The sequence below is a fragment of the Dongia soli genome (assembly GCF_034044715.1).
GTDB classification, from domain to species: domain Bacteria; phylum Pseudomonadota; class Alphaproteobacteria; order Dongiales; family Dongiaceae; genus Dongia_B; species Dongia_B soli.
In genome coordinates this window covers 1,008,261-1,033,060 of record NZ_JAXCLW010000002.1, presented here as the reverse complement: position 1 = coordinate 1,033,060, position 24,800 = coordinate 1,008,261, and the positions used below count along the sequence as shown (strand labels likewise).

The window sequence follows — 24,800 nt, the reverse complement described above, 5'->3', positions numbered from 1 at the left end:
GGCAGCCTCAGTGTGTTTGGGTTTCCAGAAGCTTCAAGGTGGCGAGCTGCTTGTCGAGATCGGCGAGCTTGGTTGATTTTTCGCTGTCGCTGAGGCCGCCATCATTCTGCACCGCCAGCTTCTTGGTGAAGAGATTGAGTTCCCTGGTCTCGTAAAGCTGGGTGTTGTTGGAATCCGTGAAGGGACCATAGCCGTCATTCATCTTGGCCAGGATCTCGCGCGCCTTGGCAATCTCGCTGGGTGTGCCGATGTGGCCGAAGCTGAGGAAGAAGGCGTGGATCTTGTCCTTGAGATCGGGGCTCAGATCCCTGCGATAGAGGATCGGATCATTGGCAATGGCGGGCGAGGTCCAGATGACCTTGACCTTCTTCGCCAGTGCCGGATCATTGGCTTTCACGCGGTTCAGCTCTTCGCTGTTATTGGTGGCGTAATCGACCAGCTTATTGGCAACGGCGGCGAAATTGGCTTCATGGCTGCCTGCACGCACCGTCTTGAAGCAACTGCGCGGATCGATCTTGTTCTGGGCAAAGACGTAATAGGTCGGCACCAGCGTGCCGGAGGTGGAATTGGGATCGCCGATGCCGAAATTGAGGCCGGTGCCGCATTGCTTGAACATATCGCCCAGCGAATTGGCGCCACTATTGTCGGCATTGGTGAGGATGTAGGAGTAATAACCGTCGCTGCCGTCCTTGCGGGTGAGCTTGGCGAAGACTTCGGCATTGGCGCGGTCCACCGCTTCGATGGCAGCCTTGTTGCCCATCCAGGCGATATGCACTTTGGCGAAACGCATCGCCTCGATGATGCCGGCATAGTCGGTCGAGAAGAACGGCTTGACGCGCAGGCCGGTCGCCAGCTCCATTTCCTTCAGGAAGGGCTCCCATTGATCGCGCAGGTTCTCCGAGGATTCAGTGGAAATAATGCCGAAATTCAGGACATCGGGATCCTTTTCCAGCTTCTGCGCATCCTGTGCGGCAGCGGTGCCGAAAGAAGTGCCAAGGCTGATGCCGGTGATGGCAAGGCTCAGGATGAGCCGCTTGATCGTCAGTCCCGTCACTGGTTTTCTCCATCTAGATCGCGGGGAGTGAAGTCGTTGCAGGGTGGGGCGCCAGGTCATACGCGGCCCATTTCGGCATCGCTGCCATAGACGTCGACGATCTTGTGGCGCGTGAACTGGTCGCGGGGCCCGTCGAAAATGATGTGGCCTTGCTTCATCGCCACGACACGCTGGCAATAGCGCAAAGCAAAATCGATCTGGTGCAGGCTGATGACCATCGTCACCTTATCGACGGCATTGATCTCCGACAGGGTCCGCATCACCCGTTCGGCGGAAGCCGGATCGAGCGAGGCAATCGGTTCGTCGGCCAGGATGATCGATGCCTGCTGCGTCAAGGTACGGGCGATGGCGACGCGCTGCTGCTGGCCGCCGGATAACTGGTCGGCGCGGCGGTCGGCATGTTCAAGCATGCCGACGCGCGACAAGGCGTTGCGGGCGATCTCCTGGTCCTCGCGATTGAAGCGGCAGAGCCAGCCGCCGAGGCAATGGGTGCGGCCGATGGCGCCGAGCAGTGTATTGGTCAGGACGCTGTAGCGATCGATCAGATTGTGCTGCTGGAAAACCAGGCCGATGCGGGCGCGGAGCTTGCCGCGATCGCGGATGACCTTGCCGCCCTTCTGCAGCACATGATCGCGCACCTCGATCTCGCCGCCATCGGCATCGACGGCTGTCAGGCCCGCGATATGGCGCAGCAGGGTGGTCTTGCCCGAGCCCGAGGAGCCGATCAGGGCGACCATCTCGCCCGGCGTGACCTCCAGGCTGATGCCGTTCAGCACCGGCCGGTTATTGCCGAAGGTCTTGCTGATACTGCGGATGGAGATATCGGGATGCATCACGGCTGTCTGCATGGCGTCCGGTTGCATGGCGACTGCGCCCATGATCATCGGCCTCCTGTCATCTGCGATCGATCGCCTTCAATGTCGTGCTGTGCCAGTCGCGCCCGACTGAGTACCTGGGCAACATGCTCGGGCCGGTCGCTGGCGATGAAGTTGCGGCCGCGCGGTCCGGCCAGGGCTTCGCCAATCAGCTCCTGCCAGATATCGCCTTCGACGCCGTAAGCGGCGGGATCGGTGCTGACCCCGAGATCGGCGAGAAAACGCGCGAGCAGCCGCGGGGCCGAAGCGAGATCGCCGAAAATCTGCCGCAGCGCGTCATCGCAACGCGGATCGCTGCCTAAAGCCGCCTGCATCACCGCCGGCAAGGTGAAGGAACAGGCGATGCCGTGGCTGATGCCGAAGCGCAGGGTGATAGGATAGGAGAGACTATGGGCCAGCGCCGTGCGCGTGGTGGAAAAGGCGAGGCCGGCATAGAGTGCCGCCAGCGACAGATCGGTGCGCAACGCGATCTCTTCCGGCTGCTGACGCAAACGCGGCAATGTCCGGATGATCGTCTGGGCGCCGAGCACCGCGAGATGCCGCGAGAGCGGCGTGGCGTGGTGGTTCCACAGGCTCTCCAATGCATGGGAAAGCGCATCGAGACCAGAACTCAGGGTGATCGACCAGGGCAGATCGACCGTCAGTTCGGGATCGATGAAGGAGGCTTCGGGAAACAGGTCGGGCCGGTCGAGCGAGAGCTTGCGGCTGTTCTCCTGATCCCACAAGGTTGCCCAGCAGGTGACATCGCTGCCGGTGCCGGAGGTGGTCGGCACGGCGATCAGTTTCAGTGCCGATATTGTAGCGTCATCGGAAGACGCATTCCCATGCAAAGCGGCGAGCAGCCGAGCCTGGCTGCCCCGGCCGACCGCAAGGGCCTTGGCCACGTCAATGGCGGAGCCGCCCCCCAGCGCCACGATCAATTCGACATCCGGGCGCAGCGCGAGCATGGCGTTACAGGCCCTCAGATCGTCCAGGGTGGGGTTGGGATGGAAATCGGTGATGACGAGTTTCTGGCTGCCTGTGGCAGCGGCGAGCCGGCGGCCTAGATCAGTGAAGACGGGTTCCGGATAGGTCACCAGCGCATAGGTCCGGCCGGCAATCGCCAGCGGTATCTGCTCGAATACACCGGGGCCGACCGATAGCCGGACCGGATTATGATATTTCCAAAGTTGCATCTGACCCTCTGTGCCGTACCCCACTCACCGACACCCGTCTGTTGGCGATTCGTGTTGTGAGGTGCGCTCGACGTCAGGTCAGATCATTCATGCAATCTTCATATCGATCCAATTGAAAGCATGAAGATAAGATATATAGTTGGTCTATGAATGACGCTCAGCTCAGATGCTTTCACGTCGCCGCCATCGAAGGCAGTTTTTCGCGCGCAGCGGCGCGGCTGCGGCTCAGCCAGCCGACGGTCTCCACGCAGATCCGAGTCCTCGAAGAGGGCTACAAGGTTCAGCTTTTCCGGCGCCATGGGCGGCGGGTCGAACTGACCGATGAGGGGCGGGAATTACGCGCCATCACCATGCGGCTCTATGCTGCACAGGAAGAGGCACGCTCTTACCTCAGCCAGCGGCGGGAATTGATCGGCGGCTTGATCCGTATCGGCGCGGTCGGACCGCATCATGTCATGCCGGTGCTGCGCGAATTCCAGGATCGCCATCCCCAGGTGGATTTCACCCTGAAAATGGGAAATTCGAATGAAATCTTCCAAGCGGTGCTGGAACGGGACGTCGATATTGGCGTGTTGGCGGAACCGCGCATGGGGCATGAAAATCTCTATCTGATGCCCCTGCGCACCGATTATGTAGGCTTCGCCGTCGGGTCACGTCATCCCTGGTCGGACAAGAAACAGGTGACGCTGCAGGAAGCGGCGCAGGAAACTCTGTTACTGCGCGAGGCTGGATCGGTCACCCGCAGCGTCTTCATCAAGGCACTGACGGAAGCCGATCTCAAACCGGTGAAGATCATCGAGATTCACACGCGCGAGGCGATCAAGGAAGCTGTGGCGCAAGGATTCGGCGCGGCGCCGATCCTTCATAGTGAGGTCAGCTATGACAGTCGCGTGAAGCTCATTCCGCTTGCACCTCCGTCACCGAGCTTTACCGAATATGTCATCTGTCAGACCGAGATGCGGGGAACCGCGACCGTGCGTGCCTTCATCGCCGCTGCCGGTCATGTCGCGGCACATTGGCGTGCGATAGACAGATAACCTGTGACCCTTGTCCGATTCGCCTGCCTGACTTCTGCTCGTCCGGCCTGCCTATTCGAAAACGATGCGCGGGAAATAAAGCGAGACGACATGCACAGGCTTGTTGACCAACTCGCTGATGGCGAGATCGCCGCAGACGCTCGATAACAGATAGGCATCCATGGGCGAAACCCCGTGCAGCCGGCCGAGCAGATCAATCATCTGCATCGTCGCCATGCGGGCGGCCTCGAAAAGATGGGGCGAGACGCCGCAGGTGACATGATAGCCTTTGGCATCGAGATGGCGCGACACCGGTCCGGGCGTCGTGAATTGCGGCCCCTTGAGGCGGGCATCCTTGATGAGATCGACTTTGAGCGCGACGGCCATCGGGCTTTCCAACGCCGTGCCGGCCAATTCGCCATTGCCTTGCGCGGCATGGGTGTCTCCGACCGACAGAAGCCCGCCGGCGGTCTCGACTGGTAGGTAGAGCACTGAGCCGGCGGAGAGATCTCGCACATCGAGATTTCCGCCGGACGAATAGGGCGGCAGCGATGAATGAATGCCGGGCTTTCCCGGCGCCAGACCGATCGTTCCCGGAAAAGGCTTCAGCGGCACTTTCGCGATGTCACTGTACATGGCCGGCTTTTGGCAGTCGCGATCGTAATGCCAGATCTTCAAATGCGGTTCGCGGAACTGGTCGGTCAGGATGCCGTATCGCGGTGTCACGGCGCTCCAGGCCCATCCGGACGGCGTGAAGTTGAGGATGGTGATCTTAAGGGCATCGCCCGGCTCGGCGCCATCGACGGCAATCGGGCCGGTGAGGGGCACGCCGCTGCTGTCATAGAGTGCGTCGAGTTGATCGACGGTCGTGGCCGGCGTGATCGAGCCGCCGGAACTGTCGATCACATCGAATTCCACCGTCTCTCCCGGGGCGATCATGGTGACGGGTCGGTGCGCCATGCTCCAGTCGAAATGATGCTGTCTGGCGTGGATCGTATGGTTGCATCCAATCGACATGTTCCCTCGCGTTTTCAGCCCGTGACGGGCCCCGCGCAATCGTTTCATTGACGAACTTTATTGGCGTATATTATTTTATGTTAATAAAATAATTTCGCAATAGGCCCTTTAAGGGCAACTGGGAGGCATTATGAAAAGTGGCAACAATCATATTAAAACCCTTATCGCACAGGATAGGCGTGGTTTTCTCAAATCCCTGGCCGCGCTCGGCATGGGCGTTGCCGTCATGCCGGCGATCTCGCGTCGGGCGGTCGCGGCGGATGAGGTGTCGATCTATACCTGGTCCAATTACAACGACCCGAAATTGTTTCCCGAATACGTCAAGAAACATGGCAACCCCCAGGCAAGCTTCTTCGGTGATGAGATCGAGGCGCTGAATAAGCTGCGATCGGGCTATGTGGTTGACCTTGCGCATCCGTGCAACGATGCAATCATGCGGTTCCGCAATTCGAATGTCATCCAGCCTTTTGATGCGAGGCGCCTGAAATATGTCGACGACATGTGGCCCGAGCTGACGAACTTGCCGGGGACGGTGGATGAGCAGGGGCAGCGCTGGTTCCTGCCTTTCGACTGGGGCAACTCCTCTGTCATCTATCGGACGGATCTCGTGGATCTGAAAGAACCGTCCTGGTCGCTGATCTTCACCGATGACCGCTATAAGGGCCGGGTCGCGATGTATGATTCCGGCGAACCGGCGATGGAAATCGCCGCTTTGCTGCTCGGCTACAAGAACATCTACGCGCTCGACGACGATCAGCTCAAGGAATGCGCCAAGGTCCTGCGGCACCAACGGAACAATGCCCGGCTCTATTGGAGCGATCAGACCAGTGCGGAACAGGGCATGGCGTCCGGCGAACTGGTTGCCATGTATGGTTGGAACGATGCGGTGCAGCGCCTCAAGAAACAAGGCCTGCCGGTCGCCTATATGTTGCCGAAGGAAGGCATGCTCACCTGGGTTTGCGGCCTCGTCCTGCATAAATCGGCGCCGCATGAGGATCTCGCTTATGACTTCGCCAATGCCTTCACCTCGCCGGAAGCGGGCGCCTATCTGATCGGGTCGATGGGCACGGGACATGCCAATAAGAAGGCCTTCGACATGGTGCCGAAGGAGACATTGGAGCGCCTGGGCATCTCCAATCCGGCGGAGACGATGAAGCGGACGAATTTCATTCAGGAGATCGCCGAGGAACGGCGTGTCAAATACAACCAGATCTTCGATCAGGTGAAAGCCGGCGGCTGAAAGGCGGCGCCGACAGGTGCCGTCTCAAGCTGCCGGGCTAAGCGGGTTCCCTCTCGATCCTTCCCGGAGATATGTGGGAGCCCGCTTAGCGCCTGCTTAGCGCTGATCGAATTTCATTTCGATGCGGCGGTTCTTCTTATAGGCCGCGTCGTTATCGGCCGGATCGAGGGGATTGAATTCGGCAAAGCCGGCGGCGGCCAGATGCTCGGCCGGAATACCGCGACTGATTAGATACTTCACCACAGCGATGGCGCGGGCCGTCGACAACTCCCAGTTCGACGGGAAGCGCGGGGTCGCGATCGGCCGCTTGTCGGTGAAACCGTCGACGCGGAGCACCCAATGGATCTCAGGCGGGATTTCCTGGGAAATCAGGATCAAAGTCGTCGCGAGGACATCAAGCTGCTGCTGCCCGGCCGGCGTCACCTCGGCCGAACCGCTTTCGAACAGCACTTCGGATTGGAAGACGAAACGGTCGCCGACGATCTGGATATCCTGCCGATTGCCGAGCACCTCGCGCAGGCGGCCGAAGAATTCCGACCGGTAGCGCGCCAGTTCCGCTACCTTGGAGGCCAAGGCGGCATTCAGGCGCTTGCCCAGTTCGGTGATCTGTACATTCTGTTCCTTGTTCTTCTGCTCGGAAAGATCCAGCGCCTTGGATATCTCGGCGAGCTGCTGGCGCATGGCCAAGATCTGCTGGTTCAGCAATTCCACCCGGCGCTGCGCCTCGGTTGTCAGCGTCTGGGTATTGGCGTCGCTGGTATTCAGCTTCTTCTGCAATTCGTCGCGCAGGCTTTGCAAGGCCGCGATATCGGTCATCAGCGCCTGGATCTTCTGCTTATCCGCATCGATCGTCTTATAGGCGTCTTCAAGCTGCTTTGCCTGGTCCTGGGTCACGGCAAGCTGCTGCTGCAGCTTATTGCGTTCGTTGGTCAGTGCCAGGACCTGACTGTGAAGGTCATCGCGTTCAGCGGTCGATTTGGTCAGCTCGCTGGAAAGCTGCTGCACCTGCGCCTTCAATTGCGCCGAATTGGACTGCTCCAGTGCCAGCATATCGGCCAGTTCGGCCAGCTGGGAATTGAGCTTGGCAAGCGCCTCGTCCTTGCCCGTCAGGATCTGGCTCAGGAAAAGCTGGCCGATGACGAAGATCATCAGCACGAAGACGATGACCATCAGCAGGTTCGACAGGACGTCGACATAGCCGGGCCAGACTTCGACGTGACGACCTCGCCGGCTTCGTACGGCCATCGCTTGGCCTCCCTAGACCCGCTGATCCGGACCGGTCATGCCGGCAGCGGCGGCGATGGTCCGGGCGAGTACCTTGATCTCGCTGCGCAATTCCTGGACCGATTGATTTCGGCCATGGCTGACCTCTTGCAGCACATGGGAGAGCTGCGCATCGATATTGCGCAAATGCGCGCGGCTCTGATTATCGAGGCCTAGCCCGCCGCCTTGCGCCACATCCACCAGCTTGCCGAGGACCTGGCGGATATCGCTCTGGGCATCGGCGAGGCGGCCGTGCAATTGCTGCTGATGCCGCAACTGATCGGTCAGGCCGACCAATTGGTCGGCAAGCGCGTTGAAGCTGTGCGCCGACTGCATCCGGGTATCTTCGGCTCGCGCCATGGTGCGTTGCAGATTTTCCAGGCTTTCGGCGGTCTGTTCGAGCAGGGCCTGGATATAGGCGGGGATAGGCTGGTCGCTTTCGACCAGGGCACCGCCGCCGGTCAGCCGCGTCATGCCCGACAGCCAGTCTTCGACATCGACATAGAAGCGGTTCTGCGCCTGGCCGGCCTGCAGGTCGAGATAGCCCATCAGCAGCGAGCCGGAGAGACCGAAGAGCGAGGCCGAAAACGCCGTACCCATGCCTTCCAAGGGCCCTTCCAGGGCGCTCTTGAGGTCGTTGAACATCGCAACGGGATCAGTGGCGGTCAGGTTGAGATCGCGAATCGCCGCGGCGACCGCGCTGATCGTGCTGAGCAAACCCCAGAAGGTGCCGAGTAGGCCGAGCAGGATGAGCAGGGAAATGAAGTAGCGGGAGATCTCATGGCTTTCGTCCAGCCGCGCCTGCAAGCCGTCGAGGATCGAGCGCAGAGAGGTGGCGGACATGTTCAATCGGCCGGTCCGTTCGCGAATCATGGCAGCGAGCGGCGCGAGCAGACGGGGCTGCTCCTGGCTGGTGGCATGGCCACCACGGACGAAGGCTTCCAGCCAGGAGATATCGGCGTTCAGCCGGATGACCTGCCAGAAGATGAAGACGATACCGATCAGCAGGACGGCGAGGATGCCGCTGTTCAGCGCAGGATTGTGCCAGAAGGCCTGGACAATCTTGCCCCAGAGGAGGAAGACCAAGCCCCCCGCGGCAATCAGACCAACGACCATCCACAGCAATTGACGGGTAGGACGACTCATCGATGCCACCTAAGGATATCTGACAGGGATTACCACCGTCGCGGCACAGCCCAGCGTTTTTTTACCAGTTTTATCATGCGCGGCCGGCACATCCTCATCAGGCATCAAGCATGGCAGACATCACGATGCCTAAGTAACATCAGCCATTGCGGCAGCAAGTCAAGTCCCGCCGCCGGTTCCGCCCTTATTGCAGGCCTTCCGCGGGTACGATATCGACCCGGTCGGCGCCACCGCCTTTCAGTCCAAGGGCGCGGACATCGATCCGCGTAGACCGAACGCCCTTGTGATAAAGATAGTTCCGGACCTCGATCCCGCGTGACAGGGACATGCGACGCGCCTTGCCTTCGGTTTCCTCGGTGCCGGAAGCGGAGGCCATGACCTGAACCCGCATATTCGGGTCCGCCATCATCTTCTCTGCCAGCCGATCAAGCGCAGCCTGGCTGTCGGCGGGAATTTGCGTGCTGTCGGGCGCAAAGGAAATGCTGACTTCGGCCGCTTGCGGGACGGCTGTCGGCGCCGGCTGCGGCGCCGTGGCGGTTTCGGTCGTCATCGGTGCAGTGGTCGCGGGAGCCGCTTCAGCCGGCGCTGGCTGAGCCGGCGCTTCCTGGCCGGCCGTCGCCGGGGCCGCGGGGACCGGGGTTTCCGTTGTCTGCGGTGTCGGCGCGGCTGCGGGCGCCGGCGGCTCGGCCGGCGCGGCCGCTGTGGCGGCCGGAGCCGGTGCTGGTGCGGTTGCAGGTGCCGGCGTTGCGGCCGGTGCAGCTGCCGGGCTGGTGGAGGCGGTCGCGGACGGTGTGGTCGGAGTCGTTGTCCCATCGGCATTGGGAATCGGAATGCCGGTGCCTTTCAGCATCTCCGTGGGCGAGGCAACATCCGTGGGAATCTCGGTCGGCGGCGGTGGAGGCGTCTGTCCCACATCCGCCTGGGCGGTTTGGGCGGTCGTATCCACAGCGGTCGTATTCGGCGCCATGGTGTTCGCTGCGGTCGAATCTGCTGTCGTTTCGCCAGCCGGGGACGTCTGGGCGATTTGCGTCGGCGATGCGCTCACGGCAGTCAGATGAACCGGTGCGTCAGTCGCGGCAGCGGCACCGGCATTGTCCGCCGTTTCCGCAGCCGCCGCGGTGCCAACCAGGGCGACGCTATTACCCACGGAGCTATTGCCCGTGGTGCTGTCGTCCTGAGACGTCGTACCCGAAGCCGTCGTCGCGCTGTGGTTCTTGTTCTGACTGAGCGACTCATCGCTGCCGGCCGGCGGATTATCGCTCGGCGTTTCCGAGCCGGGTTGCGCCGTGCCGTTGCTCTCGGCGGTGCCGGCAGGGGCTGCTTGCGCAACATCGCTGGCCGAGGTCTGTGCAGCAGCTTCCGTGGCGAATGTGGCCATAGCAGGCGCATCCGTTGCGGCCGCAGTCGACGTCGTTACCGCCGTTGCAGTTTCAATCGCCGGCTGGGCCGTCGTGGCCGAAGCCTTCGTCTCGGATGTCGCGTTTGCAGCGGCAGTGGCGACCGTTGTCGCGGCATTGCCGGTTGTCTGATTCTTCTCGGCGGCCTGCTTATCGGCCGGGGTGTCATTGGCCGGTTCGGTCTTCGCCGCCGTTTCGGTGGCTGTCGGCGTGGCCGCTGCCTTCTTCTTCTTTTTGACGGCAGTCGCCTTATGCTTATGGGTGCCTGGCGCCTTCAAGCGAATGGGTTCGTCCTGACCGCTGGCCGCGGCAAGGGTGGAATAGGGCACAAAGCCAGGCGCGATGCCGGGCGCGCCGCTATAGCCCGTCGTGCTGTTATAGCTGGTCGTGGCATTGGCGGGGATGAAGGCCGATTTCGGCTGGCCGGCAGGATAAGCACCGCTGTGAGCTGTCGGCGCATAGCCGCTGCCGGGATATGCCCGCGTTGCTGCCGTCGCTTGCGGCATCATCGCCCGGGACGTCATTGTTTGCGGCGCCGTCGCGGGCAGGGTGTCGAGCACATCATAATTGATGGTGACCTGGCTTGATCCGCTCCCAAAGGCCTGTGCCTGAGACGATGCTGTCTGCATCATCAACAGCGTGCCGACCGCGCCCGTGAGGATGGCGGCCTGCAACCAGAAAAGACGGCCAGACGTCTTCATCATCTTAATCCTGTGCCCATTCCCCGAATCGCCGCCAATAGACCATCCCCAGCGCGGCCAGGCGACTATAACGCAACAAAATTTACCTTAACAGCCTGCTGATCCAGTCGCCCGGCCATGTGCGGAAGCCCACATGCGATCCTGGGGATCAAGCTAACCGCGCTGCTGCGGCGCGCCAATGACGGCGGGCTACAGCCTTGCGGATAAGCCGGTGCGAGTCGCATCCCGGCGGATAAGGTTGGGTAGCTTTAGGCCGCGTTGGTTAACAAAGCCTGAAGCGGCGCATGCAGCAGGCCGTTGGTTGCCAGCACGGCGCCGCTGTCGAGCATCGTCTGACCACCTTTCAGGTCGCTGATATAACCGCCGGCTTCCTTGACCAGCAAAAGGCCGGCGGCCATGTCCCAGGCCTGCAGGTCTTCCTCCCAGAAGGCATCGAGACGGCCGGCAGCGACATAAGCAAGATCGAGCGCCGCGGCGCCCCAGCGGCGCACGCCCGAGGTCTCCCGCATCATCACGCCGAGCTGTTTGGCAAAGCGGTCCGGATTGCCCTGTCCACGGAATGGAATGCCGGTACCGACCAGCGATTCATGCAGGCTCTTGCGACCCGAGACGCGGATGCGCCGGTCGTTCAGAAAAGCGCCGCCGCCTTTTTCGGCGCAGAACATTTCGTCCTTGATCGGATCATAGATAACGCCGGCAATGATCTCGCCGCTCTTTTCCAGCGCGATTGAGATCGCGAAATGCGGCAGGCCGTGCAGGAAATTCGTCGTGCCGTCCAAAGGATCGATGATCCAGCGGTGATCGGGATCACTGCCGGCCACCACGCCGCCTTCTTCCAGCAGGAAGCCGAAGGCCGGACGGGCTTTTTGCAGTTCCTCGCGCAGGATTCTCTCGGCCTTGATATCGGCATTGGAGACGAAATCAGCCGGGCCCTTCTGGGACACCTGCAGCTGTTCGACTTCGCCGAAATCGCGCTTCAGACCGCGCGCAGCCTTGTCGGCGGCGCGGGTCATCACATTCAGGAGTGGGGAACGCGTCACCATGATCGCGTTACTGCCTCAATCTTTGGCGCGTTCGACATAGGTCGCATCGGCGGTGTTGACCACGATGCGCGTGCCGCTTTCGACATGCGGCGGCACCATGACACGCACGCCGTTTTCCAGCTTCGCCGGCTTATAGGAGGAGGCCGCCGTCTGGCCCTTGACCACCGGATCGGCCTCGACGATCTGCATCACCACGGATTCCGGCAGGGACACTGAGATCGGGCTGTCTTCATAGCTTTCGACCGAGACGGTCATGCCTTCCTGCAGGAAAGCGGCCGGTTCGCCGATCAGATCGGCATTCAAGGTAAGCTGTTCGAAGGTCTCGCTGTCCATGAAGGTGTAGTCTTCCCCATCGGCGAACAGGAACTGATATTCTTTTTCATCCAGGCGGACGCGCTCGACGGTCTCGGAAGAGCGGAAGCGCTCGTTCAGCTTGGTACCGTCGCGGATATCCTTCAACTCGACCTGCAGATAGGCACCACCCTTGCCCGGCTGCGTGTGCTGCGTCTTGACCGCGCGCCACAGCCGGCCCTGATGTTCGATGATGTTGCCCGGGCGAATGGAGTTGCCGTTGATTTTCATGGGATCAACCCGTAAGTCTCAGATAATTGTCGGAAAAGTGGCCGGAACCTAGCAGGAAGGCCCGATAGAGTAAACCGCTATTGCTGTGCGGTTCGTTCGATCTTTGTTTCCATCCACGAAACTCGCCGGAGACCAAATGCGTGCCACGGTGATCGTCAATGCCAAGGCCGGCAGCCTGCAGGGCAAATCCGCCGCCGAAATTACCGACCATCTGGGAGAATTATTCCGAAACAGCGGGTTTGAGGCGCAAATCCAGGCGGTCGAAGGTCCGGCGATGATGAGCGCGCTGGAACAGGCAGCGCAGCGAAATGTCGATTACCTGATTGTCGGCGGCGGCGACGGGTCGGTCGCCTATGCCGGCAGCCTGCTGGTCGGCAAGAAGACTGTCCTTGGTATTCTGCCCCTCGGCACGCTTAACCTGGTGGCGCGCGATTTGAATATCCCGTTGGATTTGGAGCAGGCAGTGCAGGCGCTGGGCCGCGGCCAGATCCGCGAGATCGACGTCGCCCAGGTCAATGGCCGATATTTCCTGTCCAACGCGGGCTTGGGATTTTTCGCCCGCATGGCGCGGGAACGCGAGGAACAGCGTCATGAAAACCGCTTCGGCAAATGGCACGCATTCGTTGTTGCACTGCTGCATTCGGTGCGCGAGGCGCATCGCGTCGAAGTGACCATCGATGCGGGAGAGGGGCCGCGCCAGTATCGCACCCGAGCCATGCTGGTCACGAATAATGCCTTCGATTCCGCAAGCCTGTTGCGCAAGGATCGTCTGGATGGCGGGCGGCTGGGCGTGCATATCGCCCGGCATCCTGCCCGCACGGATTTATGGCGCACCTTCATCCGGTTGTTCATCGGCAATTGGCGGCGGGACCCGGATGTCGACGTCTTCGAAACGGTGGAGGTAACTGTGCAAGGCCGTGGCCGCCAGGTCGTCGATCTGTCGGCGGACGGAGAGACCTTTCACGAGCGATTCCCATTGCGGTTTCGGATTCTGCCTAAAGCTCTTCAGGTCCTGGCGCCGGCGGTGCAATCGGCCGATTTCGAGAGGGCGGCGGCGACCTAATGGGTCATGACGACGGCCAGATCGCCGGCTACGCTCATGACAACGCCGTGCAAGGTAATATGGTCTGGAAGTTCTAAAATATTGGAGTTCCAATAATGCCGGGTCCGGCGGTGCAGCGGGACCCGGCTGTCGTTGGGCCCTCGCTAACAATAATATCGGATTGTCTTCAAATATAGAACAATCCGTTTCCGTCATCTCTATTTTTCAGGACTGCCAATCTCCCTATTTCTTCGTCAACGAAGACGACTTTGAGTAAGGAGATGGGAATGATCGACCTTCGGCCCTTTGAGAGTTTGGGTGGCGCCGACCATGGCTGGCTGAACGCCAAGCATCATTTTTCCTTCGCGGATTACTATGATCCCGCGCGGACCAATTGGGGCAAGCTGCGTGTCTGGAATGACGACACCATTGCCCCGCGTACTGGCTTTCCGCCGCATCCCCATGCGGATATGGAGATCATCACCTATGTCCGCAAAGGTGCGATCACCCATGAGGATAGCCTGGGCAACAAAGGACGCACCGAAGCCGGCGATGTGCAGGTGATGTCGGCCGGCACGGGTATCACCCATTCGGAATATAATATGGAGGACGAGGCGACGCAGATTTTCCAGATTTGGATTCTGCCGACCAGCCGCGGCAAGGCACCGTCCTGGGGGGCCCGTCCTTTCCCGAAGGACGACCGCTCCGGCCGTTTCGTCACGCTGGCCAGCGGCTTCGCCGAAGATGCGGATGCCTTGCAGATCCGCACTGATGGACGCGTCCTGGGTGCGACCCTGAAAAAAGGTGAGAGCGCTGAGTATCGTCTCGGCGTGGGCCGCAAGGCGTATCTGGTGCCCGCGGTCGGGTCGGTGGAGATCGACGGCGTGTTCGTCAATGCACGAGATGGCGCAGCGATCCGCGACGTCGAGGTGGTGCGTGTCACCGCGGCCGAGGACAGTGAGATCGTCCTGGTCGATGTGGGATAAATCGTCTCGGCGTAGATCGCCACATCGTCGTTCTTGATGTGTCATCCGGCGGATTGAAGGTCACTTCAATCCGCCGTTTTATTTTGCGAGAGCTTCGGCGTCGCTTTCTTCATGCGTACTTGCAAACTTTTTACGCGTAGGTTATACAGCCCTCCATACACAACTTTTTCCCGGGAGGGCTGCATGAAATCGGTAATGATGCTCGTCGCTTTCCCGGCGCGTCCGCTGCACTAGGTCGGACCTTTCGCGAGCCGGCCACCGCCTCGCGAATTCCCTACACGAAGCAAAGCTGACCGTCGGCGAAAGCCGGCCCCGGTCTCGTGCCTTTGGCCGCAGCCGGTCGCCTTCGCCCTCCGTCGCCCTCTTTTATTTTTCAACCCGTATTTTGAGGCGGTGTCCGCCCGAAGTCAGGTCCTGGATGGCTATTGCCGTCGGAAACCGGCTTTTGGCTCACCGGAACGACGATGATTTTTTCCGATTTTCGCCGGCGTGCGGTGCCATTCCGTAACGTCCTTGGTTTCACTTTCGGCTATTGGCGCCGCCAGTCGCGGTTGGCCTGGGCCATTGCGATTGCCGTCATTTTCTCGACGCTGGCCGAAGTGCTGGTGCCGGTCTATGCCGGCCAGTTGATCGATGCGATCACTGCGAGCGACCGCGCGTCTGCATTGGACCGCGCGGTGCGGGCGCTCGGCATCATGATCCTGCTGGGCGCGATCATGCTGATCCTGCGGCATCTGGCCTTCATGGGCATCGTCCGCATGACCTTGCGCATCATGTCGGAAGTAGCGCAGGAAGCCTTCTGGCGCGTGCAGCGTTTCGCCACGGACTGGCATGCCAATACCTTTGCCGGCTCGGTGGTGCGCAAGGTGACGCGCGGCATGTGGGCGATCGACCAGCTCGACGATACTTTGCTGATCGCGATGCTGCCATCGCTGGTGGTGCTGTTGGGATCGACCGTGCTGCTGGGCCTCCATTGGCCATTGATGGGGGCGGTGGTCTTCATCGGCTCCTTCGGCTTCGTACTGCTGACGGCCGGTTTGTCGATCGGCTATGTCGGGCCGGCCGCGCGCATCTCCAATGCCTGGGATACCAGGACGGGCGGTGCCCTGGCCGATGCCGTCAGCTGCAATGCCGTGGTCAAGGCTTTCGGCGCCGAAACGCGCGAAGACGACCGCCTGGCACGGGTGGTGACCAAATGGCGGCGGCGCACCCACCGGACCTGGATGCGGGCGACCAATAACGGCACGGCACAGCTCATCGCCTTGCTGGTCCTGCGCACGGCGGTGATCGGTGTCGCGATCTGGCTGTGGCTGGATGGGCAGGCGACGCCGGGCGATGTCGCCTATGTGCTCACCACCTATTTCGTCGTTCACGGCTATCTGCGGGATATCGGTGTGCATATCCGAGACCTGCAGCGGTCGGTGAACGATATGGAAGAGCTGGTCGCCATCCACGGCGAGCCGCTCGGCATCATCGACCTGCCAGATGCCAGGCCGATCCTCATCGAGGACGGGCGGATCGAGTTCGACCGGGTGTGCTTCCATTATCTTGGCCATGAGCAGCCGCTTTACACAGACCTGTCGGTGACGATCGCGGCGGGCGAGAAGGTCGGACTGGTGGGGCTTTCCGGTTCCGGCAAGACCACCTTCGTCAAGCTGATCCAGCGGCTGCATGACATCAATGGCGGGGAAATCCGGATCGACGGCCAGAACGTGGCTTCCTGCGCCCAGGCGAGCCTGCGCTCGCAGATCGCCATCGTCCAGCAGGAACCGATCCTGTTCCATCGGTCGCTGGCCGAGAACATCGCCTATGCCCGGCCGAAAGCAACGATGGCGGAGATCGAAAAGGCGGCGAAGCTGGCCAATGCCCATGACTTCATCATGCGGTTGCCGGGCGGCTACGGCACGTTGGTCGGCGAGCGGGGCGTGAAGCTGTCGGGTGGCGAACGGCAACGTGTGGCTTTAGCCCGGGCCTTCCTGGCCGATGCGCCGATCCTGATCCTCGACGAAGCGACATCGAGCCTGGATTCGGAATCCGAAGCGATGATCCAGGAAGCGACGGAGCGTCTGATCGAGGGACGGACGGCGATCGTCATCGCCCACCGGCTATCTACGGTCCGCTCGCTGAAGCGAATCCTGATCTTCGAACGGGGGCGCATCATCGAGGAGGGTGATCACCGAAGCCTGATCCAGCGGCCGAACGGCACCTATCGGCGGCTGTTCGACCGTCAGGTGCTCGGCCTGGTCGATGCTTAACAAGTCGGGTGTCGAATAGAAAGGAGAAGACAATGAAAATGCATGATCTGTCGGCGTTCAGAAAGATCGCGGCCAAATCTGCCAATGACAACGCGCCTTTGCGAGGACCCAAGCGCTGGCCGTCGGTCCGACTTGTAGAGAAAGCTGCCACGCCCGCGGCGTCGGTGATGCGCATCGCCATCTTCGGCGGTGGTGTGGCGATGCTGGGTGTCGTCAAGCAGCCCAATGATCACGATGTCGAGGCGACGGCCGCAAACAAACCGCCGCCGGCCCATTAAGGAAAACTTGGCAATCTCCTATGCTGAAGGAGATTGCCAAGTTCCATCAACTCGACAATGATACGCCTCGCGATCTGGGGGGATCGGCGATGCTGGAACATATCGGTCAACATCTTGAAGCCGATGCCGCGATCAACGGCATCGTGGGACTAGGCGAGGCAACCATCCGCGAAGCGCGCGACAGCGATGCCGCCGGGATCATCGAGGTGATCCGCGCAACCTATGCCGAATATCCAGGCTGTATTTTCGATCTGGAAAATGAATTGCCGGAGCTGAAAAAGCCGGCCAGTTATTTCGCCGCTGATAAAGGCAAGCTCTGGATCGCCGAACGGGAGGGGGAGGTCGTCGGCACTTTCGGTTTTCTGCCGGCGGAGAAGGCGGGCGGCGTCGAATTGCAGAAGGTCTGCCTGCGGTACGACCAGCGGGGCAGCGGCCTGGCTGCGCGAATGTTCGAGATTGCCCTGGCCGAAGCCCATGGCCGCGGCGCCCGGTTCATCGAGCTCTGGACCGATACCCGCTTCCAATCCGCCCATCGCTTCTATGAGAAACTCGGCTTCAAGCGCATGCCTGGCGAGCGGCTCGTCAACGATCTCAGCCGGTCGAGCGAAGTCCAATATCTGCTGAAATTGGCTTGAAGTTGTGCAGTTGCTGCCAAGGATCCTCAGGTCAAGCCCGAGGGTGACAACCTTATGTTGCTCGAGCCGTGCGGTGACCGCATTGCCGTCAACAATTCGCACAACGTCAGACTAAACTCGCTGTCACACTCGGGCTTGACCCGAGGGTCCATCGGAGCGACCGATGACTGGGGGCGACGACTTCTTACAGCGAAAGCCGCTCCTTGATCCGCCGGGCGCAATCCAGCGGCGTCGCCCGGCTGGCATCGATCTCCAGGTCATAGGCGATGCCCTGGTGGACCCGGTCATATTGCCATCGTGCCAGGCCGATCAGCCGGTCGCCGCGCTGGCGCTCCCGCGCTTCCAGCACATCCAGCGGCGCGAAGACGCCGACCCGGAAGACCTCGAAAGCGGCGAGGATCTCCGCGTAATGCGCGGCGTCATTTCCCAACAGGACATCGTCAACGATCAGATCGTTGCCCTGTCGGGCCATAGCGGCGATGGCTTGGCGCATGCCGCGCATCAGCCTGTTGCCGGTGGGCCCCGAGCGGATCACGACCGACGGCTTGCCGTTTTCAAGATGGCTTTCAAAGGTAAAGCAATCAGGATCGTTCAGCTTCCCCTCGGGCAGCATCTCCAAAAAGACATCCATCTGGACATGCAGGAAGGTCTCGCGGGTGATGGTCTGCAAGGCTTTTGCGATCGAGGTCTTGCCGACACTGCCCACGCCATTGAGCAGGACGATCCTGGCCGGTTTATTCATGGGAGGGAAATCCTTAATCGGGCATCTGCGGGTCGCGCTGGACTGGCGGGGTGCCGGAGGAGAGACTGGCGCGGATGCCGGCGGCCGGTGCAGGTTTCAACCCCATCCGGCGGCAGATGCCAATGATGAGATCGGCGCGATTCAACGTATAGAAATGAAACTGGTCGATGCCATCCGCCATGAGGGCACGACATTGCTCCGTCGCCACCATGGCGGCGACCAGTTTCCGGGTTTCGGGATCGTCATCCAGCCCGTCAAACAGATCATGCAGCCAGGACGGCACCGAGGCGCCGCACATCTTCGAGAACTTGACCACCTGCGCATAGCCGGTCACCGGCAGGATGCCGGGCACGATGGCATTGTCGATTCCGGCCCGCCGGGCCCGGTCGAGGAAGGTCAGGAAGACGTGGTTGTTGAAGAAGTACTGGGTGATGGCGCGGTCGGCGCCGGCATCGAATTTCCGTTTCAGGTTCTCAAGATCGGCATCGCTCGATTGCGCCTGTGGATGTGATTCCGGAAAAGCGGCGGCGCTCACCTCGAAATCGGCGATGCGCTTGATGCCGGCGATGAGATCGGCGGCATAGGCATAACCGTCGGGATGGGGCTGATAGCTCTCACCCGGCGGTGGATCGCCGCGCAAGGCAACGATATGGCGGATGCCGGCATCCCAATATTGCCGCAGCAGATCGTCGATCTCGCCGCGGCTATGGCCGATACAGGTCAGATGCGCCGCCGGATGCAACGAAGTCTCTTCGGCGATCCGCCGGACGGTAGAGAACGTGGTATCGCGCGTCGTCCCGCCGGCGCCGTAGGTGACCGAGACGAATAGCGGATGCAATGGCTCCAAGGCGCGGATGGTGGCCCAGAGCTGTTCCGCCATCGGCGGGGTCTTGGGCGGAAAGAATTCGAAACTGACGCGTGGGAAATTGCTGACTCGGACCATCATTCACGCTGGTTTGTTATGCGGGGGCTGTCTTGCAATGGCGCATTTTGAATAAGAATCACCGCTTTCAAGCTAACATCCGGCACTGCCAATCGCGAGCGCAGAATTCATCCCGCGGCTTAATGACCTAAGGCTTCTTCCGAGATAACCGCGGAATTACTTCCTCCCTCTCTGAACGAATGTTAAATAGTGGGATGGGAGACACAAAGGGAGCGGTCATGAATAAGATCGTCGAGCGCCTCGATCTGGCGGGCTTCAGTGCGGGCACACAACGCCATCTGACGGTGCATCGTTACGGGAAGCGGGGAGCGCGCCCGAAGGCCTATATTCAGGCATCACTGCATGCCGATGAAATTCCGGGCATGATGGCGGTGCATCATCTCCTCGGCCTTTTGGATAAGGCGGCCACGGACGGCAAGATCCTTGGCGAGATCGTGGTGGTGCCGGCAGCCAATCCGATCGGTTTGGCACAGGTCGTCAACGGCTATCATCTCGGCCGCTACGACCTGGTCGGTGACGGCAATTTCAACCGCCATTGGCCCGATCTCTACGGCGATCTGGCGGCACGGGTCGAGAGCGAGCTGACGCAGGACGCGACGGCCAATATCGCCACCATCCGCCGTGCAATCGGCCGTCGCCTTGATGAAATGAAGGCGCTCGGCGAAACGCAGCAATTGAAGCTTGGTTTGGCGCGGTTGGCCCATGACGCAGATATCGTCCTCGACGTTCATTGCGATGACGATTCACTGATGCACATCTATATTCCGCCGGAGCACTGGCCCGCCTATGCCGATCTTGCCGCCGAGTTGGGGGCACGGGCCTGCCTGACCAGCGCCGATTCCGGCAGCTTCTGTTTCGATGAAACCTTCTATATGGCCTGGAGCAAGCTGCGGCAGGCTTTGGGCGAGAAATTCCCGATCCCGTCACCTTGCTTCGTCGCCACCGTCGAATTGCGCGGCCAGGCAGATGTTTCCGATGAGCTGGGCGCGAAGGATGCGGCAGCGCTTTTCCGCTTCCTGCAACGTCACGGCTTGATTGACGGCAATCCCGGCGAGGCGCCCGCCTTGCTTTGCGAGGCGACGTCTTTGGATGCTACGGATGTGGTGCAAACCCCCGTTGCCGGCATCCTCGCCTATAAGGTGGCTCTGGGCGACAAGGTGAAGGCCGGCGACCACATCGCCGATGTCATCGATCCAATGGCCGATATTGCCGTGGCCCGCACCAAAATCGTCGCCGTCAATGACGGCTTCGTTCTGGCCAAACGCCTGCATAAGCTGGTCATTGCCGGCCACCGGATCGCCAAGATCGTCGGCACGCAATCCCTGAAACACCGCCAGGAAAAGCTGATGCTGGAGTGAGCCCGGTGTGGTTCAGCCGATCACTTTGGCGATGTCGCGCAAGGCGGCGAGGGGATCAGGCTGCTGCCAGATATCGGCTTTGACGGCGATGAAATCGGCGCCGGCTTTGGCGAAGCGCGATGCTTCCTCGGGGGTCGAGGTGAGGACGATGCTGGGCACGGTCATCATTTCGTGCCACCAGCGGATGATCGCTTCGCATTCATCGGGATTGTCGGTGGGATCGAAAGCGATGTAATCGGCGCCGCTTTCGGCGAAGATTATCGCCGCATGACGTTCCAGCGGGCTGCTGACACCGATGGAAAGATCGCCCAGCTTGCCCCGCAGGTTCTTGAGCTGGGCCGGATCGCTGAGATGCACGCCATCGGCATCGGTCGTTTTCAAGAGATCGACCCGGTCTTTCAGCAGCAAGGCGAAATCCCGCTGCTTGAGGCGCGGCAAGAGATGTTTCTCAAGCGCGGCGAGGCCAGCCGCGTCCGTGCCGGTATCTACCAGTAAAGCGGCAGCTTCGGTTTTCGTGAGCGCCTTGATGAGCAGATCGCAGAATTCATCCGGCGAAACGCCGCCCGGCAGGAAACCGGGCGGCGTGGTCAGATACAAGCGACAGTCTGATAGATCGGTCGCGATGACCGTTACTCCTTGCCCTGATAGATCTTGATGATTTGATCGAGCATGGAAAGGGCTTCGGCGCGCGGACGCTGGAAGGTGTTGCGGCCGATGATCGAACCGTTGCCACCGCCGTCACGGATGCCGCGCACTTCGTCGAGGATGCCGTTCAGATCCTTCGCGGCGCCGCCCGAGAAGACGACGATGCGGCGGCAGTTGAAGCAGGCCTGGGTGACGTGGCGGATACGCGCCGCCATCGTCGAGATATCGATCTTTTCCTTCTCATAGACCTTCTTGGCTTCAGCCTGTTCCAGGAAAGCTGTGGGCGGCTTCACCTTGATGATATGGGCGCCGAGCAAAGCAGCCATATGGGCGGCATAGGCGCAGATATCCATCGCGGTTTCGCCGTCCTTGGAAATGGCGTCGCCACGCGGATAGGACCAGACCACTACTGCAAGGCCGGCGGCCTTGGCTTCTTCCGCCAGCTCGCGGATCTCTTCCATCATCTCAAAGGCATAATCGCTGCCCGGATAGATGGTGAAGCCGATGGCCGAGCAGCCGAGGCGCAGGGCGTCGTTCACCGTGCCGGTCACTGCCTGGTCCTTTTCGCGGGCCAGGCTGTTGGAGCTGTTGACCTTGAGGATGGTGGGAATGGCTCCGGCAAAAGTGTCCGCGCCGGCTTCGATCATGCCAAGCGGGGCGGCATAGGCGCTGAGCCCGGCTTCGATCGCCAGATCGAAATGGTAATGCGGGTCATAGGCATCCGGATTGGGGGCGAAGCTGCGCGCCGGGCCGTGTTCGAAGCCCTGGTCGACCGGCAGGATCACCAGCTTGCCGGTGCCGCCCAGCTTACCCTGCATCAGGATACGGGCGAGATTGGCCTTGGTGCCGGGATTGTCGCTTTCATAATTGGCAAGGATCTTGCGGACCTTCTGGGTGATTTTCATTGGTTCTTAGCTCCAGAATGGAAGGAATGCCGGTTCTTAGCCAAGATTCCGTCGGTTTTCAACGCCAGCGGACCCGACCTAGCGATTTCTTGATCATCCGGTCATGGTAAATACATAAAAAACCGGCCGGAAATCGCAAAGGGTCCGGCCGGGGAAGGATAGACAGATGATGGTAAGGCGTTAGCGCCCGTGTTGGTTATCAGGTATTCGGTTCCACGACGGCCTTGCCGCCATGCCAACCCCACCAGACATAATGGACCTCTTGCAGATCGCCTTTGGCGTCCCAAGAGAGATTGCCGATGACGGTCGGATAGCTGCCGCTTCGCAAGGCGGCAGCGACCTTGGCACCATCCGTAGTGCCGGCTTTGACGACGGCGGCAGCCCAGGCCTGGATCGCGGCATAGCTGTTGAGCGTATAGCCTTCCGGTTCGTAATTATCGGCGCGGAAACGCTTGACGACATCCTGGGCCGAGGGCTCGTTCACGGCTGCGGCCGCATCCGGATAGATCAGGCCTTCACCGGCGGGACCGGAGATCGACCAGAATTCGGCTGAGTTCACCGCGTCGCTGGCGATGAACTGGCCCTGATATCCCTGATCGCGCGCCTGACGGACGATGAGGCCGATATCGTTGTAATAGCCGCCGATGAAAACGGCATCGATGGCGGCGGCTTTCAGCTTCGACAGCAAAGCCGAAAAATCGCGTTGCTTCTGGGTGTAGGTTTCCCGCATCGCCGGCTTCAGGCCGCCGGCTTCCATATTCTTGACGACGTTGTCGGCAACACCCTGGCCATAGGCCGATTTATCATCGAGGATCGCGACTTTCTTGCCGGCATATTTGTTGGCCAGCCAATTGCCGGCAAAGACGCCTTGGCGGTCGTCGCGGCTGCAGGTCCGGAACAGGGTCGTGATGCCCTTGGCCGCACCTTCATCGGTCAAAGCCGGATTGGTGGCGGAGGGTGTGATCTGGATGATGCCTTCCTCGCCATAGACGTCGGAAGCAGGGATCGAGGCGCCGGAGCAGAAATGACCGGTCACCATGGCCACATTCTGGTTGACCAGATCATTGGCGACCTGCACGGCCTGTTTCGGGTCGCATTGATCATCGCCCATGACCAGCGTGAGCTTCTTGCCGAGAACGCCGCCCGAGGCGTTGATGTCCTGCACGGCCTTTTCGGCGCCCTTGCGTAGCTGATCGCCGAAAGCGGCGAGATCGCCGGTCATCGGCCCGGCAATGGCGATCTTGATATCCTCGGCCAAGGCCGGCGTAGCAAATAAGGTGGCGGCGAGGATCGCGCCCGCCAGAAATCCGGATTTCATGTTTCGCTCCCGATATATCGTTCTTGGTTGATGGTCAGCGTTTCTTCTTCGGCTTTGTGGTTGCCTGCTGCGTGCGGCAGCCGACGCCATAGAGGAAATTGAGCGCCAGCATGGCGCCGGTATTGGCCGTCATGTCGTTGATATCCAAAGGCGGCGAGATCTCGACGATATCGAGGCCGATGACCTTCGGATGCTGGCCAAGCCGGCGGAGTGCGCGCTGCACGTCGCGGGCATCGAGGCCGCTGGCATTTGGGGCGGCGGTGCCGGGTGCCTGGCTGTGATCCAGCGCGTCGATATCGACCGAAACATAGATGGCTTTGACGCCTTTGCCGGCCTTAGCGATGGCGGTATCGATGACCTTGTCGACGCCGATCTCACGCACCTCGATATTCGAAAAGACCGTGACGCCTTCATCCCGGGCATATTTAAGATGCGCCGGGGCATTGCAGAAGTCGGCGATGCCGATCTGCACCAGATTGCGCCCCGCGACCGGATCTTCCTTGAAGTTGAGCGCCTTGCGGAAAGGAACGCCGCTGGATTCCGCGCCGAAATGTGCCTCGCGCAGATCGTGATGGGCGTCGAAATGAATGACGCCGACGCCCTGATCGCCATAGCAGCCGGTCGCCGCTTCCAGGATCGGCCAGGCGATCGAGTGATCGCCGCCGATCGTTACCGGCACGATCTTGTTGCGGAAGATGAAGGACATCACCCGGCTCAGGCGGCGGAAGCTCTCCTGCATATTGGTGGCGATGACGGCGATGTCGCCGATATCGGCCGCCTTCAGATGCCCCATGGAATTGCCGTCGCGGGTGGAGAAGGTGGTGTAATAGGCCAGCGCCTGGCGCACCGCATCCGGCGCATGGCGCGAGCCGGTGCGAACGGTCGAGGCGCCGTCGAACGGCATGCCGAGCAAGGCGACATCGAGATCAGCGGTGAGCTTGCCCCATTCCAGCCATTGATTGGCCCGCTGTTCCGCGGGATCACCTTTCAGGCTGTTGACGATGCGCCCGGGCGGATTCAAGTCCTGTGCGTCGAATTGGGTGACAAGCTTTTGCATTTTCTCCCGACCTGCGGATGTTCTTGCTTTTTGGCGCAAGGACAGTAGGGCCCGGGCTCACTTCTAAAAATACTCGATATACGGTCTTCACTTCGTTATTTAGTAAAGTGATTATCGACCTCAATTT

The 24,800-nt window shown here is 60.8% G+C and carries 23 protein-coding genes; 8 read left to right on the top strand and 15 right to left on the bottom strand.

The window, feature by feature from the left end; genetic code table 11:
- Nucleotides 1-7: 7 nt before the first annotated feature.
- The 3 genes from phnD to SMD27_RS11310 are packed head-to-tail and all read right to left on the bottom strand — an operon-like array spanning nucleotide 8 to nucleotide 3,104.
- Nucleotides 8-1,054 carry a phosphonate ABC transporter substrate-binding protein gene (gene phnD, locus SMD27_RS11320; protein ID WP_320508471.1) on the bottom strand — a complete coding sequence of 349 codons (1,047 nt, stop codon included), beginning with the start codon at nucleotides 1,052-1,054 and terminating at the stop codon, nucleotides 8-10.
- Between the two features lie 56 nt (nucleotides 1,055-1,110).
- On the bottom strand, nucleotides 1,111-1,932 hold the full coding sequence (phnC, locus tag SMD27_RS11315) for a phosphonate ABC transporter ATP-binding protein (RefSeq protein WP_320508470.1): 822 nt from the start codon (nucleotides 1,930-1,932) through the stop codon (nucleotides 1,111-1,113).
- A gap of 2 nt (nucleotides 1,933-1,934) precedes the next feature.
- The gene (locus tag SMD27_RS11310; RefSeq protein ID WP_320508469.1) at nucleotides 1,935-3,104 is read right to left on the bottom strand and encodes an iron-containing alcohol dehydrogenase; all 1,170 of its coding nucleotides are present in this window, start codon (nucleotides 3,102-3,104) and stop codon (nucleotides 1,935-1,937) included.
- A 146-nt stretch (nucleotides 3,105-3,250) separates the two neighbouring features.
- Here SMD27_RS11310 and SMD27_RS11305 point away from each other — a divergent pair, with 146 nt between their 5' ends.
- Nucleotides 3,251-4,141 carry a LysR substrate-binding domain-containing protein gene (locus SMD27_RS11305; RefSeq protein WP_320508468.1) on the top strand — a complete coding sequence of 297 codons (891 nt, stop codon included), beginning with the start codon at nucleotides 3,251-3,253 and terminating at the stop codon, nucleotides 4,139-4,141.
- A 51-nt stretch (nucleotides 4,142-4,192) separates the two neighbouring features.
- Here the strand turns inward: SMD27_RS11305 and SMD27_RS11300 are convergent, their stop codons facing one another.
- A complete protein-coding gene (locus SMD27_RS11300) occupies nucleotides 4,193-5,137 on the bottom strand; it encodes an acetamidase/formamidase family protein (RefSeq protein WP_320508467.1) in 945 nt (314 codons plus the stop codon).
- Between the two features lie 130 nt (nucleotides 5,138-5,267).
- Here SMD27_RS11300 and SMD27_RS11295 point away from each other — a divergent pair, with 130 nt between their 5' ends.
- On the top strand, nucleotides 5,268-6,377 hold the full coding sequence (locus SMD27_RS11295) for an ABC transporter substrate-binding protein (RefSeq protein WP_320508466.1): 1,110 nt from the start codon (nucleotides 5,268-5,270) through the stop codon (nucleotides 6,375-6,377).
- Nucleotides 6,378-6,473: 96 nt separating this feature from the next.
- Here SMD27_RS11295 and SMD27_RS11290 read toward each other — a convergent pair whose 3' ends face one another.
- The 5 genes from SMD27_RS11290 to efp all read right to left on the bottom strand — a co-directional run bounded on the left by SMD27_RS11290 (nucleotide 6,474) and on the right by efp (nucleotide 12,509).
- A complete protein-coding gene (locus SMD27_RS11290) occupies nucleotides 6,474-7,622 on the bottom strand; it encodes a peptidoglycan -binding protein (RefSeq protein ID WP_320508465.1) in 1,149 nt (382 codons plus the stop codon).
- A gap of 12 nt (nucleotides 7,623-7,634) precedes the next feature.
- Nucleotides 7,635-8,786 (bottom strand): flagellar motor protein MotA, encoded by a 1,152-nt coding sequence (locus SMD27_RS11285; RefSeq protein WP_320508464.1) that lies wholly within the window; start codon nucleotides 8,784-8,786, stop codon nucleotides 7,635-7,637.
- Nucleotides 8,787-8,970: 184 nt separating this feature from the next.
- Nucleotides 8,971-10,887 (bottom strand): OmpA family protein, encoded by a 1,917-nt coding sequence (locus tag SMD27_RS11280; RefSeq protein ID WP_320508463.1) that lies wholly within the window; start codon nucleotides 10,885-10,887, stop codon nucleotides 8,971-8,973.
- 245 nt (nucleotides 10,888-11,132) lie between these two features.
- Entirely contained in the window at nucleotides 11,133-11,927 is a 795-nt protein-coding gene (locus tag SMD27_RS11275; protein ID WP_320508462.1) for an inositol monophosphatase family protein, read from the bottom strand.
- A 15-nt stretch (nucleotides 11,928-11,942) separates the two neighbouring features.
- Nucleotides 11,943-12,509: an elongation factor P gene (gene efp, locus SMD27_RS11270; protein ID WP_320508461.1), complete on the bottom strand. Its 567-nt coding sequence runs from the start codon at nucleotides 12,507-12,509 to the stop codon at nucleotides 11,943-11,945.
- Nucleotides 12,510-12,645: 136 nt separating this feature from the next.
- Between efp and SMD27_RS11265 the strand changes: the two genes are divergently transcribed.
- The 5 genes from SMD27_RS11265 to SMD27_RS11245 all read left to right on the top strand — a co-directional run bounded on the left by SMD27_RS11265 (nucleotide 12,646) and on the right by SMD27_RS11245 (nucleotide 17,705).
- Nucleotides 12,646-13,572, top strand: coding sequence for a diacylglycerol/lipid kinase family protein (locus tag SMD27_RS11265; protein ID WP_320508460.1), 927 nt, complete (start codon nucleotides 12,646-12,648; stop codon nucleotides 13,570-13,572).
- A 266-nt stretch (nucleotides 13,573-13,838) separates the two neighbouring features.
- On the top strand, nucleotides 13,839-14,537 hold the full coding sequence (locus SMD27_RS11260) for a pirin family protein (RefSeq protein ID WP_320508459.1): 699 nt from the start codon (nucleotides 13,839-13,841) through the stop codon (nucleotides 14,535-14,537).
- A gap of 464 nt (nucleotides 14,538-15,001) precedes the next feature.
- Nucleotides 15,002-16,792, top strand: a complete 1,791-nt coding sequence (locus SMD27_RS11255) for an ABC transporter ATP-binding protein (RefSeq protein ID WP_320508458.1) — start codon at nucleotides 15,002-15,004, stop codon at nucleotides 16,790-16,792.
- A gap of 32 nt (nucleotides 16,793-16,824) precedes the next feature.
- Nucleotides 16,825-17,070 carry a hypothetical protein gene (locus tag SMD27_RS11250; protein ID WP_320508457.1) on the top strand — a complete coding sequence of 82 codons (246 nt, stop codon included), beginning with the start codon at nucleotides 16,825-16,827 and terminating at the stop codon, nucleotides 17,068-17,070.
- Nucleotides 17,071-17,090: 20 nt separating this feature from the next.
- A complete protein-coding gene (locus SMD27_RS11245) occupies nucleotides 17,091-17,705 on the top strand; it encodes a GNAT family N-acetyltransferase (RefSeq protein WP_320508456.1) in 615 nt (204 codons plus the stop codon).
- 184 nt (nucleotides 17,706-17,889) lie between these two features.
- Here the strand turns inward: SMD27_RS11245 and SMD27_RS11240 are convergent, their stop codons facing one another.
- Nucleotides 17,890-18,447 (bottom strand): chloramphenicol phosphotransferase CPT family protein, encoded by a 558-nt coding sequence (locus tag SMD27_RS11240; RefSeq protein WP_320508455.1) that lies wholly within the window; start codon nucleotides 18,445-18,447, stop codon nucleotides 17,890-17,892.
- A 13-nt stretch (nucleotides 18,448-18,460) separates the two neighbouring features.
- Nucleotides 18,461-19,393: a methylenetetrahydrofolate reductase [NAD(P)H] gene (gene metF, locus SMD27_RS11235; RefSeq protein ID WP_320508454.1), complete on the bottom strand. Its 933-nt coding sequence runs from the start codon at nucleotides 19,391-19,393 to the stop codon at nucleotides 18,461-18,463.
- A gap of 215 nt (nucleotides 19,394-19,608) precedes the next feature.
- Between metF and SMD27_RS11230 the strand changes: the two genes are divergently transcribed.
- Nucleotides 19,609-20,748, top strand: a complete 1,140-nt coding sequence (locus SMD27_RS11230; RefSeq protein ID WP_320508453.1) for a succinylglutamate desuccinylase/aspartoacylase family protein — start codon at nucleotides 19,609-19,611, stop codon at nucleotides 20,746-20,748.
- A gap of 12 nt (nucleotides 20,749-20,760) precedes the next feature.
- Here the strand turns inward: SMD27_RS11230 and SMD27_RS11225 are convergent, their stop codons facing one another.
- The 4 genes from SMD27_RS11225 to SMD27_RS11210 form a co-directional block, all read right to left on the bottom strand.
- Nucleotides 20,761-21,345 (bottom strand): thiamine phosphate synthase, encoded by a 585-nt coding sequence (locus tag SMD27_RS11225; RefSeq protein WP_320508452.1) that lies wholly within the window; start codon nucleotides 21,343-21,345, stop codon nucleotides 20,761-20,763.
- A 32-nt stretch (nucleotides 21,346-21,377) separates the two neighbouring features.
- Nucleotides 21,378-22,298, bottom strand: coding sequence for a class I fructose-bisphosphate aldolase (locus SMD27_RS11220; protein ID WP_320508451.1), 921 nt, complete (start codon nucleotides 22,296-22,298; stop codon nucleotides 21,378-21,380).
- A 199-nt stretch (nucleotides 22,299-22,497) separates the two neighbouring features.
- On the bottom strand, nucleotides 22,498-23,616 hold the full coding sequence (locus SMD27_RS11215; protein WP_320508450.1) for a branched-chain amino acid ABC transporter substrate-binding protein: 1,119 nt from the start codon (nucleotides 23,614-23,616) through the stop codon (nucleotides 22,498-22,500).
- A gap of 34 nt (nucleotides 23,617-23,650) precedes the next feature.
- On the bottom strand, nucleotides 23,651-24,673 hold the full coding sequence (locus SMD27_RS11210) for an agmatinase family protein (RefSeq protein WP_320508449.1): 1,023 nt from the start codon (nucleotides 24,671-24,673) through the stop codon (nucleotides 23,651-23,653).
- Nucleotides 24,674-24,800 lie beyond the last annotated feature (127 nt).